A 14,869-nucleotide genomic window follows, 5' to 3' on the forward strand; every position below is an offset into this window, starting at 1 on the left:
AGTCGAAAACTTCAGTCGAACTGGTCGCCGAGCGCCATCACCATCACCCCGGCGATCAGCAGCCACAGCGCCCTCCGGGTGTGGCCCCGGGCCCCCAGGACGGCGGCGAGCGCGCAGACGGCGGCGCCGAGGGCGTAGGCGGCGGGAACGAGGGCCGGGGACGAGCCGGTGAGGCGCAGCAGCGACGCGGCGAGCCCGGCGAGCGTCAGCAGTGCGCCCGAGCCGGACGCCGTCCAGCGGGCGCGGCGCGCCACCTCCGCCGGATCATCGCCGTCGTCGTCGGTCGCGCGGGCGGCCTCGGCGCCCTCGTCGTCGTCAGGTACGCCGGCAGCCTCGACGTGACCCTCTTCGGCTATGCCGGGGGGCGTTTCGGAATCGGCGCGTCCATTCATGCCGGGCGAGCGTAGCGCGTCGGTCCGGAAGCCGGGTGCGGGGGTCGCGGCCGGTGACACGCCCGGGGGGACGCGTCGCAACCGACGCGTCCCCCCGGGATCGTGCTCGACCGTAACGGCCCTGGGTCAGCCCTCGACGCCCAGCTTCTCCAGGATCAGCTCCTTGACGCGGGCCGCGTCCGCCTGGCCGCGCGTGGCCTTCATGACCGCGCCGACCAGGGCTCCGGCCGCGGCCACCTTGCCGCCGCGGATCTTGTCCGCGACGGCGGGGTTGCCGGCGATGGCCTCGTCGACGGCGGCGGTCAGCGCGCCCTCGTCGGAGACGACCTTCAGGCCGCGCTTCTCGACGACCTCGTCCGGGGTGCCCTCACCGGCGAGGACGCCCTCGATGACCTGGCGGGCCAGCTTGTCGTTGAGCTCGCCGGAGACGACGAGTCCGGCCACCCGGGCGACCTGCTCCGGCGTGATCGGCAGCTCGTCCAGGGACCTGCCCGACTCGTTGGCCTGGCGCGCCAGTTCACCCATCCACCACTTGCGGGCGGAGGCGGCGTCGGCACCGGCTCCGATCGTGGCGACGATCGGGTCGAGGGCACCGGCGTTGAGGATCGCCTGCATGTCGGTCCCCGACACGCCCCACTCCTCGCGGAGCCGGTTACGGCGCACCAGCGGCAGCTCCGGCAGCGCGCCGCGGATCTCCTCCACCCACTCGCGGGTGGGGGCCACTGGGACGAGGTCGGGCTCCGGGAAGTACCGGTAGTCCTCGGCCTCCTCCTTCACCCGGCCCGAGGTGGTGGAGCCGGTGTCCTCGTGGAAGTGGCGGGTCTCCTGGACGATCGTGCCGCCCGCGCCGAGCACGGCGGCATGGCGCATGATCTCGTAGCGGGCCGCGCGCTCCACGGACCGAAGCGAGTTGACGTTCTTCGTCTCGGAGCGCGTGCCGAACGTGTCGCTGCCCTTGGGCATCAGCGACAGGTTCACGTCGCAGCGCATCTGGCCCATCTCCATACGCGCCTCGGAGACACCGAGCGCCCGGATGACCTCGCGCAGCTCGCGGACGTACGCCTTGGCGACCTCGGGGGCGCGGTCACCGGCGCCGACGATCGGCTTGGTGACGATCTCGATGAGCGGGATGCCGGCCCGGTTGTAGTCCAGCAGCGAGTAGTCGGCGCCGTGGATACGGCCGGTGGCACCGCCCACGTGGGTGGACTTGCCGGTGTCCTCCTCCATGTGGGCGCGCTCGATCTCCACGCGGAAGGTCGTGCCGTCCTCCAGCTGCACGTCGAGGTAGCCGTCGAAGGCGATCGGCTCGTCGTACTGGGAGGTCTGGAAGTTCTTCGGCATGTCCGGATAGAAGTAGTTCTTCCGGGCGAAGCGGCACCATTCGGCGATCTCGCAGTTCAGGGCGAGACCGATCTTGATGGCGGACTCGACGCCGGTCGCGTTGACGACCGGGAGCGAGCCGGGCAGGCCGAGGCAGGTGGGGCAGGTCTGCGTGTTCGGTTCCGCGCCGAGCGCGGTGGAACAGCCGCAGAACATCTTGGTCTTGGTGCCGAGTTCGACATGGACCTCGAGGCCCATGACGGGGTCGTAGGTCGCCAGCGCGTCCTCGTACGACACCAGATCGGTCGTGGTGGTCACGGTGAAAACTTCCCTCTCAGCCCAGCAGGACGTCGTCGTCGCCCAGCCGCTTCAGCTCGCGGTAGAGGATGGCGAGGCCGGTCACGATGGCGGCGGCGGACACGGCGGCGTCGAGCAGGCGCAGCGTGTCGCTCTCCTTCCGGGCCTTCCTGGCCTGCTTGACGACACTCACCGCGCCGAACGCGGTGGTGGCCATCGACAGGTACGTACCGGACTTGGACTTCTTGAAGCCCTTGGCCTTGGACAGTGCCTTGGTCACAGCGACGGAGCCTCCTCGAGCAGCGGGTGGCCCCACTTTTCCACGAAGGCGGCCTCGACGGCGGCGCCGACCTTGTAGAGCCGGTCGTCCTTCATCACGGGGGCGATGATCTGGAGCCCGACCGGGAGGTTGTCCTCCGGCGCGAGGCCGCAGGGCAGCGACATGGCCGCGTTGCCCGCCAGGTTGGTCGGGATGGTGCACAGGTCGGCGAGGTACATCGCCATCGGGTCGTCGGCGCGCTCGCCGATGGCGAAGGCGGTGGTCGGGGTCGTCGGGGAGACGATGACGTCGACCTGCTCGAACGCCGCGTCGAAGTCCTGCTTGATCAGCGTGCGGACCTTCTGGGCGCTGCCGTAGTAGGCGTCGTAGTAGCCGGAGCTCAGCGCGTAGGTGCCGAGCATGATGCGGCGCTTGACCTCCGGGCCGAAGCCCTCCTCGCGGGTGAGCGAGGTGACCTCCTCGGCCGAGCGCGAGCCGTCGTCGCCGACCCGCAGGCCGTAGCGCAGGCCGTCGAAGCGGGCGAGGTTGGAGGAGCACTCGGACGGGGCGATCAGGTAGTACGCCGAGAGGGCCAGGTCGAAGGACGGGCAGTCCAGCTCGACGATCTCGGCGCCCAGCTCCCTGAGCAGCGCGACGGACTCGTCGAACCGCTGGATGACGCCGGCCTGGTAGCCCTCGCCGCGGAACTGCTTGACGACGCCGACGCGCATCCCCGCGACGCTGCCGTTGCGGGCGGCCTCGACGACCGGCGGGACCGGGGCGTCGATGGAGGTGGAGTCCAGCGGGTCGTGCCCGGCGATCACCTCGTGCAGCAGTGCCGCGTCCAGGACCGTACGGGCGCAGGGGCCGCCCTGGTCGAGGGAGGAGGAGAAGGCGACCATGCCGTAGCGGGAGACCGCGCCGTAGGTCGGCTTCACGCCGACCGTGCCGGTGACGGCGGCCGGCTGCCGGATGGAGCCGCCGGTGTCGGTGCCGATGGCGAGCGGGGCCTGGAAGGAGGCGAGGGCGGCGCTCGACCCGCCGCCGGAGCCGCCGGGGATGCGGGTGAGGTCCCACGGGTTGCCGGTCGGGCCGAAGGCGCTGTTCTCCGTCGACGAGCCCATGGCGAACTCGTCCATGTTGGTCTTGCCGAGGATCACGACGTCGGCGGCCTTCAGCCGCTGGGTGAGCGTCGCGTCGAACGGCGGGATCCAGCCCTCGAGGATCTTGGAGCCGACGGTGGTCGGCACGCCCTCGGTGGTGAAGATGTCCTTCAGCGCGAGCGGGACGCCGGCCAGCGGGCCGAGCTTCTCGCCGCGCGCCCGCTTCTCGTCGACGGCGCGGGCCTGCGCGAGGGCGCCCTCACGGTCGACGTGCAGGAAGGCGTGGACCTTCTCGTCCACGGCCTCGATCCGGGCGAGGTGGGCCTCGGTGACCTCGACGGCCGTGAGCTCGCCGGAGGCGATCCTCTCGGCGGTCTCGGCGGCCGTGAGCCTGATGATGGTGTTGTCCGTCATGGCTGGTTACTCCTCCCCCAGGATCTGCGGCACCTTGAAACGCTGCTGCTCCTGGGCCGGGGCGCTGGAGAGCGCCTGCTCGGGGGTGAGCGACGGACGGACCTCGTCCGCGCGCATGACGTTCGTCAGCGGCAGCGGGTGGGAGGTCGGCGGTACGTCTCGGTCGGCGACCTCACTGACGCGGGCCACCGCGCCGATGATGTCGTCCAGCTGTCCCGCGAAGTGGTCGAGCTCTTCGGGCTTCAGCTCCAGACGCGCCAGCCGGGCGAGGTGGGCGACCTCCTCGCGCGTGATGCCAGGCATGCAGCGATCCTCTGGGGTGAGTGTGTGCGGTTTGGGCCAATCCTATGGGGCGGGGTGCCATGGTTGTTAAACGGTTTCGCGCCCGGGGGCCCGTGGCCCCCGGCCGCACTGTCCCGTCCCCGTGCTCAGCGGCGGCGCCCGTCCCAGGCCTCGCTGTGCAGGAAGTGGTTGTCGTAGAGCTCCTGCACCTCCAGCAGGCTCTCCGGGGCGACCTCGCCGAGGTGGATGCGCTGGAGGTGGCGGAAGTACGCGAAGCGCTCGACGCCCGGCGTGATGACGACGAGGAGGTCGGCGTCGGAGCCGGGCACGGCGGCGAACGCGTGCGGCCGGCCCGGCGGGAGGACCACGAGGTCGCCCCGCCCGGCGGTGACGACGTCGTCACCGGAGAGGAGCTCGGCGGCGCCGTCGAGGACGAAGAACATCTCGGCCGAGTAGTTGTGCAGGTGCGGGCGGGCGCCGTCGGCGCCGTCGGTGAGGGTGACCCGGACGGTGGAGAGGGCTCCCCCGGTCGCGCTGCTGTCGGCCAGCAGCTTCACCGTGGTGGGCGCCCGACCGACGACCTCGGCCCGGCGTCACGGACGATCACGGACTCGTCGAACTTCGGCACGAACAGAGACATCGGAACCCCCTGGTGACGGTTGGGACGCCGGCCGGACCCGGGAACCCGGTCAGACCGCGAAGAGCAGCCCGGCACTGATCAGCACAACGACCGCCGTGGCGAAATGGATCCCGAAGGCGACCGCCTTCGTCCCGCCGTGACGCAGGACCATCAGCGTGTCGACGAGCGGGACGAGTGCCACGCAGAGCATGAACCAGGCCTCGGCACGGGCACCGGCGAAGGCCAGCAGGACCAGGCCCAGCAGCCCGAAGGTGCCGTCCCTGAGGCCCTTGACCGACAGGTAGGCGCCGGCGTCGCCACCAGGGTCGGCCGGGACGCCGTAGCCGGCCGCGGCCGGGCCGGGCCGGAACAGGAACCGGTAGCCGAGGAACACGCAGAACAGGTCGAGCAGAACAGCCAGGGTGTACGCGGTGACGGCCATCTCGCTTCTCCCCATCGCCCGTTTTCTAGCACCGCTAGGAACGAGAGCGACGCTATCAGAGCACCGATAGAAATGCTAGCACTGCTAGAATTTCTCCATGACGATCCAGAAGCGCAGGGAGCGCGAGCGGGCGGAACGCGAGCGGCTGATCGTGACGGCCGCCCGGGAGCTGGCCGAGAGCGAGGGCTGGGACGCGGTCACCACACGGCGGCTGGCCGCCGAGATCGAGTACAGCCAGCCCGTTCTCTACAGCCACTTCAAGGGCAAGGACGCCATCATGGCGGCAGTCGCGGTGCAGGGGTGCGCGGAGATGGCGGCCGAGTTGCGGGAGGCACGCACCGCGGCCGGGGGCCCACGGGAGGCGCTGGCGGCGGTCGGGGAGGCGTACACCGCCTTCGCCCGGCGGCGGCCCGCGCTCTACGACGCCATGTTCACGCATCCGGTGGACCTGCCGTTCGCGACGCCCGAGGCCCCCGCCGCGCTGCAGGAGGCGTTCGGCGAGCTGCTCCGGGCCGTCGAACCGGTCGCGGTCGAGGGCGACGAACCCGGACTGCTCACGGAGACCTACTGGGCCGCGCTGCACGGCCTGGTGACCCTGATGCGCAGCGGCCGGCTGCCCGAGGAAGCACACGAGCACCGGCTCGCGCTGCTGATCGGTCACTTCGCGCCGCCCGGCACGACCTGAACGGGCGGGGCGGACCGGGCCCCGGAACCGGCGGCCGGGTGGCCGCGGCACCGGCCGTCGAAGCGGGCCCCCTCAGGACCGGGGGGCGGGTGGCCGCATCACTCGTCGGACGCCGCAGCGGGCAGCGCCGCCGCGGGCCGCTGCCATCCCCGGGATCCCCGGGCCCGCAGCCACGCGGTGGTCTCCTCGGGCGGCATCGCGGCCGCGACCAGCCACCCCTGCACGGCGTCGCACCCGAGGTCGCGCAGCCGCTCCCAGGTCTCGTCGTCCTCGACGCCCTCGGCGACGACCAGCAGGCCGAGGGAGTGGGCGAGGTCGACGGTGCAGCGCACGATCTCGGCGTCCTCCGTGTCCACCGCCAGCCGGGCCACGAAGGAACGGTCGATCTTCAGCTCGCTCACCGGCAGCCGGCGCAGGTGCACCAGCGAGGAGTAGCCGGTGCCGAAGTCGTCCAGCGACATCTTCACACCGTGCCCGGTCAGCCCGGCCAGCGTGTCCGCGGCGCGCTGCGGGTCCTCCAGCAGCACGTGCTCGGTGATCTCCAGTTGGAGCGCTCCCGCCGGAACGCCGTGCCGGGCCAGCCGCGCCGCGACCGAGCCCGCGAAGCCGGGGGTGTGCACGTCGCGCGGGGAGACGTTGACCGCCACCGGCGTGAACAGCCCCTGGGCGCGCCACGCGGCGACCTGCCCGAGGGCGGTCTCCAGCACGTACTCCGTCAGATGGGGCATCAGCCCCGAGGACTCGGCGATCGCTATGAACTCGTCAGGCGGCACCTTGCCGCGCTCGGGGTGGACCCAGCGCACCAGCGCCTCCAGCCCGGCGACCTGTCCGTCGAAGCGGACCTTGGGCTGGTAGTGCAGCTCGACCTCGTGGGCGTCGAGGGCGCGACGCAGGTCGCCGAGCAGCCCGAGCCGGTCCGGGGTGTTGGAGTCCCGCTTGGACTCGTACACCTCCACGCCCGTGCGGTCCCGCTTGGCCTGATACATCGCCACGTCGGCACGGCGCAGCAGGCCCTCGGCGTCCAGGGCGTGGTCCGGGAAGACGGCGACCCCCGCGCTGGCCTCCAGGACGAGGGTGAGCCCGTCGAGGTCGAGCGGGGAGCCGAGGGCGCCGACCAGGCCGCGGGCGACCCGGGTCGCGGACGTCGTGGAGTCGGCCACGGGCAGTAAGACGGCGAACTCGTCGCCGCCGAGCCGCGCGGCCTCCGCCCCGCGCGGCAGCGCCAGCCGCAGCCGGTCGGCGATCTGGAGCAGCAGCCGGTCACCGGCGAGATGGCCGAGCGTGTCGTTGACCGATCGGAAGCGGTCCATGTCGATCAGCATCAGGGCGGCCCGGGCGCCGACGCGTTCGGCGTCGTCGAGGGCGGTCCAGGTGCGCTCCAGCAGCCACTGCCGGTTGGGCAGTCCGGTCAGCGGGTCGCGCAGCTGCTCCTCGGCGCGGGCGCGGGCGATCCACAGCGTGGAGTCGAGGGCGATGAGCGGGATGGAGAACAGCGGCAGCAGTACGGGCTTGGCGACGGCGACCACGCAGACCAGCGGGGCGATGCCGAGCAGCGCGACGGCTACCAGGCCGTGCCGGACCAGCGCGGTGCGGGCGACGGTGGGCAGGCCGCCGACCCGCGGGGCGTGCAGGTACCACAGCAGGATGCGGGAGACCGCGAGATAGGCGACGGCGGCCAGCACCACCTGGGGGGCGGTGTACGCGGTCCAGGTGCCCGGGTCCCAGGGCCGCTCCACCGTGGGCACACTGCCGAAGGCGCCCAGCAGCAGGGCGCCGGCGCCGATGCCGAGGATGTCCACCGCGCCGTGCAGCACGCCCTGTCGCCAGCGGTGGCGCCTGGCTATGCCGACCAGGACGACGACGGTGAGGCTGACCATGCCGGCGGACACCCAGCCGAAGAGCAGCAGGACGGCGAGGGTGAGGGCGGCACCCGAGCCGGTGCCGCCCCACCAGCGGGCCCGGCCGAGCATCACGAGGTGGCCGACGATGATGCCGGTGAGGACGGCCAGCGACCAGCCGACCCTGCCGGACGGGAAGAGCGCGTGGTGGCCGGCGAACGCCCGGTAGAAACCGGCGCCGAGCACGAGGGCGGCCGCCGTGACGACCGCGGCGGGCAGGGCGGGTCGGTACGGGTGCCGTTCGGCGTCGCCGTCCGGGAGCACGGAGGCGCGATCGGCGGCCGGTTGCGCGACGGGGCAGATCTCCGTCACGACGCATGGACCGGCGGCGCGCCCCTCCGCGCCCGCGCGCTCCGGCGACCGCCCCGTCCACCCCCGCCATGCGCCGGTGATCCGGCGCAGCCGTGAGTCCGGGGCGGCGCTCTCGGTCGGTTCCATTCCCGTCCCTCTCACAGCCGGCGGTGCCCACGCCACGCGGCCCGCTGCCCGACGACCCTCAGCGGCACCGCTCTGGAAAACCCTTCCACGTAACTCCCCCGCGAGCACAGGGATGGCCTGACCGCAACTGGGCACGGCAGGCGCACCCCTCAACAGTAGGCCGCAGAAGGCTTCCACGGGCAGCGGTCGTCGACGGTTGCCCGAATGCGCCCCGACCACCCGTATGCATCTGATATGCGCAGAACGGGTGGCCTTCAACCCCTACTCGCCGGTCGGGAGGGCGACTTCGGCCGCCGCGTCGGGCCCCTGTTCCAGCAGGACGCCGAAACCGTCCTCGTTCAGAACCGGCACCTTCAGCTGCATCGCCTTGTCGTACTTCGACCCTGGGTTGTCACCCACCACAACGAAAGAGGTCTTCTTCGACACCGAACCGGTCACTTTCGCCCCCCGACTCTGCAGCGCCTCCTTGGCGCCGTCGCGCGTGAAGTGTTCGAGCGTGCCGGTGACCACGACGGTCAGCCCCTCCAGCGGGCGCGGCCCCTCGTCCTCGCCGGTGCTCTCCTCCTCCCAGCGCACGCCCGCGTCCCGCCACTTGCGCAGGATCTCCTGGTGCCACTCCTCGGCGAACCACTCCTTGAGCGAGGCGGCGATGATGGGGCCGACGCCCTCGGTGTTCGCCAACTCCTCCTCGGTGGCCTGTTCGATGCGCTCGATGGACCGGAACTCTCGGGCCAGCGCCTCGGCCGCGACCGGCCCGACATGACGGATCGACAGGCCGGTGAGAATGCGGGCAAGCGGGCGCCGCTTGGCCGCCGCGATGTTCTCCAGCATGGCAAGCGCGTTCTTCTTCGGCTCACCCTGCTGGTTGGCGAAGACCGTGACGACCTTCTCCTCGCCGGTCTTCGGGTCGCGCTTGGGCAGACCGCTGTCCTGATCGAGGACGTACGCCTTGATGGGCAGCAACTGCTCGACGGTCAGGTCGAACAGGTCGCCCTCGTCCGTCAGCGGTGCCCGCTCGGGCTCCAGCGGCCTGGTCAGCGCGGCCGCGGCCACATAGCCGAAGTGCTCGATGTCCAGCGCCTTGCGGCCCGCGAGGTAGAACAGCCGCTCGCGCAACTGGGCCGGGCAGCTACGGGCGTTCGGGCAGCGCAGGTCTACGTCGCCCTCCTTCATCGGCCGCAGCGGGGTGCCGCACTCCGGGCACTCGGAGGGCATCACGAACTCGCGCTCGGTGCCGTCGCGCAGGTCCACGACCGGGCCGAGGATCTCCGGGATGACGTCACCGGCCTTGCGCAGCACGACCGTGTCACCGATGAGCACACCCTTGGCCTTGACCACGTCCTGGTTGTGCAGGGTGGCGAACTCGACCTCCGAGCCGGCCACCGTCACCGGCTCCACCTGGGCGTACGGCGTGACCCGGCCGGTCCGGCCCACGCCCACCCGGATGTTGACGAGCTTGGTGTTGACCTCCTCCGGCGCGTACTTGTACGCGATCGCCCAGCGCGGGGCGCGGGAGGTGGAGCCGAGGCGGCCCTGGAGCGGGATCTCGTCGAGCTTGACGACCACGCCGTCGATCTCGTGCTCCACCGAGTGCCGGTTCTCGCCGTAGTACGCGATGAACTCGCGGACGCCGTCGAGGCCGTCGACCACCTTGTTGTGCCGGGAGGTGGGCAGGCCCCAGGACTTCAGCAGATCGTAGGCCTCGGAGAGGCGGGTGAGACCCCCGTAGCCCTCCAGGGCGCCGATGCCGTGGACGACCATGTGCAGCGGCAGCGTCGCCGTGACCTTCGGGTCCTTCTGGCGCAGCGAGCCCGAGGCCGAGTTGCGGGGGTTGGCGTACGGCTTCTCCCCCGCCGCGACCCGGCGGGCGTTGAGGTCCTGGAAGGCCTCCATCGGGAAGTAGACCTCGCCGCGGATCTCGACCAGGGACGGGACGCGGTCGCCGTCCAGCCGGTGCGGGATCTCCGCGATCGTCAGGACGTTGGGGGTGATGTCCTCGCCGACGCGGCCGTCGCCGCGGGTGGCCGCGCGGGTGAGCCGGCCCTCCTCGTAGGTCAGGTTGACCGCGAGGCCGTCGACCTTGAGCTCGCACAGGAAGTGGTGGTCCGTGGTGCCGACGTCCTTGGCGACGCGCTCGGCCCAGGCGGCGAGCCCGGCGTCGTCGAAGACGTTGTCCAGGGAGAGCATGCGCTGCCGGTGCTCCACCTCGGCGAGGTCCGTCTCGTACGCCACCGCGACCTTCTGGGTGGGCGAGTCGGGCGTGCGCAGCTCCGGGTACTCCTCCTCCAGCGCTTCCAGGGAGCGCAGGAGCTGGTCGAACTCGGCATCGCTGATGACGGGAGCGTCCTTCACGTAGTACCGGAAGCGGTGCTCCTCGACCTGCTCCGCGAGCTGCGCGTGCTTCTCCCGTGCCTCCGTGGGCACCGTCGTCTCCGCTTGCTTGTCGCCGGCCACCGTGTGGTCCTCCCGTTACTCTGGGTTGTCCGCGAGGGATCTCGCCGCCCGGACGCAGTGGGCGAGCGCCCGGCGCGCGTAGGCGGGGGAAGCGCCCGCGAGGCCGCACGCCGGGGTGACCGTGACCGTCTCCGGGAGAAGCCCCGGCCGCAGCCCCAGCCTGCGCCACAGCGTCCTGACACCCATGACGCTACCGGCAGGGTCTGACAACGGGCCGTCCGTGCCGGGGACGACACCGGCGAGGAGCCGGGTGCCCCCTTCCACGGCCTCCCCGATCGCCTCGTCGTCACGCTCGGTGAGGAGTGAGAAGTCGAAGGAGATCCCCGCCGCGCCCGCCCGGCGCAGCAGGGCGAACGGGACGTCCGGTGCGCACGAGTGGACCACGACGGGCCCCCGCGTGTGCACCCCCAGGACGTCGCGGAGCGTGGCCTCGACGACCTGCCGGTCGACGGCGCGGTGGGTGCGGTAGCCGCTGGCGGTCCTGACCCGGCCGCGCAGGACGGCGGTGAGAGAGGGCTCGTCGAGCTGGAGGACGATCTCGGCGCCGGGCACGCGCCGCCGGACGTCCGCGAGGTGCAGGCGCAGTCCCTCGGCGAGCGAGGCGGCGAGGTCCCGGCAGGCGCCGGGGTCGGAGAGCGCGGCCTCGCCGTTCCTGAGTTCGAGGGCGGCGGCCAGCGTCCAGGGGCCGACGGCCTGCACCTTCAGCGGTCCCTCGTGGCCCTGGGTGAACTCCTCCAGCGCGTCGAGGTCCTCCCGCAGCCAGGACCGGGCCCGCTGGGTGTCGCGGCCCGGCCGGTCCCCGATCCGCCAGCCGCTGGGCTCCACGCGCGCGTACAGCTCGACGAGCATCCCCGCGGTGCGTCCGACCATGTCGGCGCCGGGTCCGCGCCCGGGCAGCTCGGGAAGGAACGGGAAGTCCTCGAAGGTCCCGGTCACTGTCTTGGCGGCTTCCCGGGCGTCCCCACCGGGCAGGGAACCCACCCCGGTGGCGCCACCGAACCTGAACTGGCTGTTTTCGCTCACCCGGGAAGCCTACGGAATCCGCCACGGCCGGCGGCACCGGCCGGGGCGGTCAGCGGCCCGGCCGCACCGACAGGTCGTTCACCTCGGCGTCCCGCGGCAGGTCCACGGCCATAAGGATCGTCGTCGCGACCGACTCGGGGTCGATCCACTGCCCGGCGTCGTACTCCTTGCCCTCCTGCTGGTGGACCTTCGCCTGCATGGGGCTCGCCGTGCGGCCGGGGTAGACCGAGGTGACGCGGAGGCCGTTGCCGTGCTCCTCCTGGCGCAGGGAGTCGGCCAGGGCCTTCAGGCCGTGCTTGGAGGCGGCGTAAGCGGCCCAGTTCGCGTGCGCGCTCAGGCCGGCGCCCGAGTTGACGAACACCACGTGGCCCCGGGAGGCGCGCAGCTGGGGCAGGAGGAGACGGGTAAGCTCCGCCGGGGCGACGAGGTTGACGTCGAGTTGGTGGTGCCAGGTCTTCGGGGTCAGCTCGCCCACCGGGCCGAGGTCGACGACGCCCGCGACGTGCAGCAGGGTGTCCACCCGGTCCGGGAGGCTCTGGTGGGAGAAGGCCCAGCTGAGCCGGTCCGGGTCCGCGAGGTCGCCGACCAGCGTGCGGGCGCCGGGGAACTCGGCCGCCAGTTCCTTCGCCCGGCCCGCGTCGCGCGCGTGCAGCACGAGTTCGTCCCCGCGCGCGTGCAGGCGGCGGGCCACGGCCGCGCCGATGCCGGAACCGGCTCCGGTGATCACATGAGTTGCCATGCCCGCCATGGTCGCATCACCGGCTCAGCGGCCGTCCGGCCCCGGGGCGCCGACCACCGACGCCTCCAGGTAGGCCATCGCGCCCGCGGGCTCCTGCGCGAAGTGCACGAGCTCGGCGAGCGGCCGCGGCAGGAACCCCTCCTCCTCCATGCGGCGGAACTGCTCCTGGAGGCCGTCGTAGAAGCCGGCGGTGTTCAGCAGCACCACCGGCTTCTCGGTCCGGCCGTGCTTCTTCAGTTCCAGGATCTCGGTGGCCTCGTCGAGGGTGCCGGTGCCGCCGACCATGATCACCACAGCGTCGGCCCTGGCCAGAAGCAGCTTCTTGCGCTCGGCGAGGTCCCGCGCGATCACCATGTCGTCCACCCCGGGCCGGGCCTTGGCCGACAGGAAGTCGACCGAGACACCGACCAGCCGGCCGCCCGCCTCGTGCACGCCGTCCGCGACCACCTTCATCAGGCCGCTGTCGGAACCGCCCCAGACCAGGGTGTGGCCGGCCTTTCCGATCAGCCGGGCGAAGTCCCGCGCGGGACGCGTGTAGCGGTCGTCGAGGTCGGCGGCGGAGAGGAAGACGCAGATGTTCATGGGCCCACGGTACGCGGGCGTGAGAGGTGTGCCCGCGCGGGAAGAAGTCCGGCCCCGGCGACGCTGTCCCGGTATGACCCATGGACACACGATCACCATCGAGCCGAGCGGCGAGCGCGTGCGCGTGGTGCACGACGGCCGGGTTCTCGCGGAGAGCGACCGGGCCCTGGTGCTGCGCGAGACCGGCTGTCCCCCGCGCTACTACCTGCCGCCGCAGGACGTGCGCCTGGACTTGCTGACCCCGTCCGACTCGCAAACCCACTGCCCCTTCAAGGGCACGGCGTCCTACTGGTCGCTGCCGGACGCCGCGGACCTGGTGTGGGCGTACCCCGACCCGAAGCCGGACGTCGCCGAGATCAAGGACCACCTGTGCTTCTACGACGTGGAGGTGGTGTGACCCGCGGGCGGCCCGGGGCCGGGCGGCGCCCGTGACCGAGCGGCGCCCGGCGCCTCCCCGATGAGTCCGGTGCAGCGTGGCAGTCTTCACAGGCATGGACAACGAGACCATCTCGCGTGACGGCACCCCCCTCGCCCACCACCGCACCGGCCAGGGCCCGGTGGTCGTCCTCGTCAGCGGCGCGATGTCGACGGGCGCCACGCTGGCGCCGCTGGCGGCGGCCCTCTCCGGCCGCTTCGCCGCCGTCGTCTACGACCGCCGGGGGCGCGGCGGGAGCGGCGACACGGCACCGTACGCGGTGGAGCGCGAGGTCGAGGACCTCGTGGCGCTGATCGAGGCGGTGGGCGGCGAGGCGGCGCTGTACGGCATCTCCTCGGGCGGGGCGCTGGCCCTGCGCGCCGCGGCGAGCGGGCTGCCGGTGCGTCAGGTGGCCGTGTACGAACCGCCGTTCGCGGTGTACGAGGGCGGTGCGGAGGAGCGCGCGGCGTACACCAGGGACCTGACCAGTGCGCTGGCGGAGGGCCGGCGCGGGGAGGCGGTGGAGCTGTTCCTGCGGCTGACCGGGCTGGCCCCGGAGGTGATCGCCAACGCCCGCCAGGCTCCCATGTGGGCCGGCATGGAGTCGATCGCGCCGACCCTCGCCTACGACGACGCGGTCATGGGCGACGGCCTGATGCCGCGGGACCTGCTGGCGTCGATCAGGGTGCCGGTGCTGGCCGTCGCGGGCGGCGCGAGCCCCGGGTGGATGCGCGTGGCTGCCCAGCAGGTCGCCCAGCTCGCGCCCCGGGGCACGTACCGCACGCTGGAGGGCCAGAGCCACGCCGTGGAGGCGGAGGTGCTCGCGCCGGTGCTGGCGGAGTTCTTCGCGACAGGGGCGGCTTCGTAGGCGCACGGCGATGCCCGCGCGCCGCTCGGCCCGGGCGCGCACACGCCGTACCCGTCCGAGAAGGGCCCGGGGGTTCGGGGAGGGACCGGGCCGGTGTGGGGCCCGGTCCGGTCCCCCTCCCCCGGTGCGCACCGACGGCGTGTGGGGCCGTGGTCGTACGCGCTCTCTCGGGTCGCGGTGGGTCAGGTCACCGCGCTCCCGGACCTCGCAGCGGCCTTCGCCCGGCGAGCGCGGCGCCCAGGGCGAGCGCGGCACCGGCGGCGCCGAGGCCGGCCAGGGTGCCGGTGTCCGGGCCGGCCTCCCGGTCCGCCGCCGCGGCCGCGGTGGCCGCGCGGGCGGCCTCCCGGCCGAAGCCTCCCGCGTAGCCCTCGCGGTCGTACGCCGATCCGGCGGGCCGGGAACCGTACGCGGAGCGCATGTGGTGCCGGTGACCGGCCAGGGTGGTGCCGTGGGCGCCGATCGCCGCCCGCGCCTCCGGGTTGAGCGACAGCAGTCGCCCGCCGCGCAGCAGGTACCAGGCGTTGATCTGCGGTTCGCGGAACACCGTGCCGCGGCCGTGCGCCTTTGCGGCGTACGTGGTACCGCTTCGAGGACGGCACGGGCGAGCCGAGCCGCGAGTGAGGCGAAGGGCGCCCGGCC

The 14,869-nt window shown here is 72.7% G+C and carries 15 protein-coding genes and 1 pseudogene; 3 read left to right on the forward strand and 13 right to left on the reverse strand.

Features of this window, described 5'->3' with window-relative positions; genetic code table 11:
• Positions 1-11: 11 nt before the first annotated feature.
• From ACF1A5_RS21495 to ACF1A5_RS21525, 7 genes and pseudogenes are all read right to left on the reverse strand, one after another.
• The gene (locus ACF1A5_RS21495; RefSeq protein ID WP_392194444.1) at positions 12-392 is read right to left on the reverse strand and encodes a hypothetical protein; all 381 of its coding nucleotides are present in this window, start codon (positions 390-392) and stop codon (positions 12-14) included.
• 126 nt (positions 393-518) lie between these two features.
• Positions 519-2,030 carry an Asp-tRNA(Asn)/Glu-tRNA(Gln) amidotransferase subunit GatB gene (gene gatB / locus ACF1A5_RS21500; RefSeq protein WP_392194445.1) on the reverse strand — a complete coding sequence of 504 codons (1,512 nt, stop codon included), beginning with the start codon at positions 2,028-2,030 and terminating at the stop codon, positions 519-521.
• A 16-nt stretch (positions 2,031-2,046) separates the two neighbouring features.
• Positions 2,047-2,289 (reverse strand): hypothetical protein, encoded by a 243-nt coding sequence (locus ACF1A5_RS21505; RefSeq protein ID WP_356187873.1) that lies wholly within the window; start codon positions 2,287-2,289, stop codon positions 2,047-2,049.
• Positions 2,286-3,785 carry an Asp-tRNA(Asn)/Glu-tRNA(Gln) amidotransferase subunit GatA gene (gene gatA, locus ACF1A5_RS21510; protein WP_392194446.1) on the reverse strand — a complete coding sequence of 500 codons (1,500 nt, stop codon included), beginning with the start codon at positions 3,783-3,785 and terminating at the stop codon, positions 2,286-2,288. Before gatA ends, ACF1A5_RS21505 begins: the two co-directional genes overlap by 4 nt.
• Positions 3,786-3,791: 6 nt before the next feature.
• Positions 3,792-4,088 (reverse strand): Asp-tRNA(Asn)/Glu-tRNA(Gln) amidotransferase subunit GatC, encoded by a 297-nt coding sequence (gatC, locus tag ACF1A5_RS21515; RefSeq protein WP_392194447.1) that lies wholly within the window; start codon positions 4,086-4,088, stop codon positions 3,792-3,794.
• Between the two features lie 125 nt (positions 4,089-4,213).
• A pseudogene (locus tag ACF1A5_RS21520) lies at positions 4,214-4,707 on the reverse strand (cupin domain-containing protein).
• A 49-nt stretch (positions 4,708-4,756) separates the two neighbouring features.
• A complete protein-coding gene (locus ACF1A5_RS21525; RefSeq protein WP_392194504.1) occupies positions 4,757-5,128 on the reverse strand; it encodes a DUF4267 domain-containing protein in 372 nt (123 codons plus the stop codon).
• Between the two features lie 97 nt (positions 5,129-5,225).
• On the opposite strand from ACF1A5_RS21525, the gene ACF1A5_RS21530 reads away from it, so the two are divergent.
• On the forward strand, positions 5,226-5,813 hold the full coding sequence (locus tag ACF1A5_RS21530; protein ID WP_392194448.1) for a TetR/AcrR family transcriptional regulator: 588 nt from the start codon (positions 5,226-5,228) through the stop codon (positions 5,811-5,813).
• Positions 5,814-5,911: 98 nt separating this feature from the next.
• Here the strand turns inward: ACF1A5_RS21530 and ACF1A5_RS21535 are convergent, their stop codons facing one another.
• The 5 genes from ACF1A5_RS21535 to ACF1A5_RS21555 form a co-directional block, all read right to left on the reverse strand.
• The gene (locus ACF1A5_RS21535) at positions 5,912-8,149 is read right to left on the reverse strand and encodes a putative bifunctional diguanylate cyclase/phosphodiesterase (protein WP_392194449.1); all 2,238 of its coding nucleotides are present in this window, start codon (positions 8,147-8,149) and stop codon (positions 5,912-5,914) included.
• Positions 8,150-8,410: 261 nt separating this feature from the next.
• Positions 8,411-10,603, reverse strand: a complete 2,193-nt coding sequence (ligA, locus tag ACF1A5_RS21540; protein ID WP_392194450.1) for an NAD-dependent DNA ligase LigA — start codon at positions 10,601-10,603, stop codon at positions 8,411-8,413.
• A 15-nt stretch (positions 10,604-10,618) separates the two neighbouring features.
• Positions 10,619-11,626: a methionine synthase gene (locus ACF1A5_RS21545; RefSeq protein WP_392194451.1), complete on the reverse strand. Its 1,008-nt coding sequence runs from the start codon at positions 11,624-11,626 to the stop codon at positions 10,619-10,621.
• 49 nt (positions 11,627-11,675) lie between these two features.
• The gene (locus ACF1A5_RS21550) at positions 11,676-12,374 is read right to left on the reverse strand and encodes an SDR family oxidoreductase (protein WP_392194452.1); all 699 of its coding nucleotides are present in this window, start codon (positions 12,372-12,374) and stop codon (positions 11,676-11,678) included.
• A 15-nt stretch (positions 12,375-12,389) separates the two neighbouring features.
• Positions 12,390-12,947: a TIGR00730 family Rossman fold protein gene (locus ACF1A5_RS21555; RefSeq protein ID WP_392194453.1), complete on the reverse strand. Its 558-nt coding sequence runs from the start codon at positions 12,945-12,947 to the stop codon at positions 12,390-12,392.
• 73 nt (positions 12,948-13,020) lie between these two features.
• On the opposite strand from ACF1A5_RS21555, the gene ACF1A5_RS21560 reads away from it, so the two are divergent.
• Complete coding sequence (locus tag ACF1A5_RS21560; RefSeq protein ID WP_392194454.1) at positions 13,021-13,344, forward strand: DUF427 domain-containing protein; 324 nt, start codon at positions 13,021-13,023, stop codon at positions 13,342-13,344.
• A 94-nt stretch (positions 13,345-13,438) separates the two neighbouring features.
• Positions 13,439-14,230 carry an alpha/beta fold hydrolase gene (locus ACF1A5_RS21565; RefSeq protein WP_392194505.1) on the forward strand — a complete coding sequence of 264 codons (792 nt, stop codon included), beginning with the start codon at positions 13,439-13,441 and terminating at the stop codon, positions 14,228-14,230.
• A 187-nt stretch (positions 14,231-14,417) separates the two neighbouring features.
• Here ACF1A5_RS21565 and ACF1A5_RS21570 read toward each other — a convergent pair whose 3' ends face one another.
• Positions 14,418-14,774: a hypothetical protein gene (locus tag ACF1A5_RS21570; RefSeq protein WP_392194455.1), complete on the reverse strand. Its 357-nt coding sequence runs from the start codon at positions 14,772-14,774 to the stop codon at positions 14,418-14,420.
• Positions 14,775-14,869 lie beyond the last annotated feature (95 nt).

The organism is Streptomyces sp. NPDC014864 (assembly GCF_043081525.1).
Taxonomy (GTDB): domain Bacteria; phylum Actinomycetota; class Actinomycetes; order Streptomycetales; family Streptomycetaceae; genus Streptomyces.

Excerpts from the sequence above, each read along its gene's own strand:
- ACF1A5_RS21495 (WP_392194444.1), bottom strand. The coding sequence starts at position 392 with ATGAATGGACGCGCCGATTCCGAAACGCCCCCCGGCATAGCCGAAGAG.
- gatA (WP_392194446.1), bottom strand. The coding sequence starts at position 3,785 with ATGACGGACAACACCATCATCAGGCTCACGGCCGCCGAGACCGCCGAG.
- gatC (WP_392194447.1), bottom strand. The coding sequence starts at position 4,088 with ATGCCTGGCATCACGCGCGAGGAGGTCGCCCACCTCGCCCGGCTGGCG.
- ACF1A5_RS21525 (WP_392194504.1), bottom strand. The coding sequence starts at position 5,128 with ATGGCCGTCACCGCGTACACCCTGGCTGTTCTGCTCGACCTGTTCTGC.
- ACF1A5_RS21530 (WP_392194448.1), top strand. The coding sequence starts at position 5,226 with ATGACGATCCAGAAGCGCAGGGAGCGCGAGCGGGCGGAACGCGAGCGG.
- ACF1A5_RS21535 (WP_392194449.1), bottom strand. The coding sequence starts at position 8,149 with ATGGAACCGACCGAGAGCGCCGCCCCGGACTCACGGCTGCGCCGGATC.
- ACF1A5_RS21550 (WP_392194452.1), bottom strand. The coding sequence starts at position 12,374 with ATGGCGGGCATGGCAACTCATGTGATCACCGGAGCCGGTTCCGGCATC.
- ACF1A5_RS21555 (WP_392194453.1), bottom strand. The coding sequence starts at position 12,947 with ATGAACATCTGCGTCTTCCTCTCCGCCGCCGACCTCGACGACCGCTAC.
- ACF1A5_RS21560 (WP_392194454.1), top strand. The coding sequence starts at position 13,021 with ATGACCCATGGACACACGATCACCATCGAGCCGAGCGGCGAGCGCGTG.
- ACF1A5_RS21565 (WP_392194505.1), top strand. The coding sequence starts at position 13,439 with ATGGACAACGAGACCATCTCGCGTGACGGCACCCCCCTCGCCCACCAC.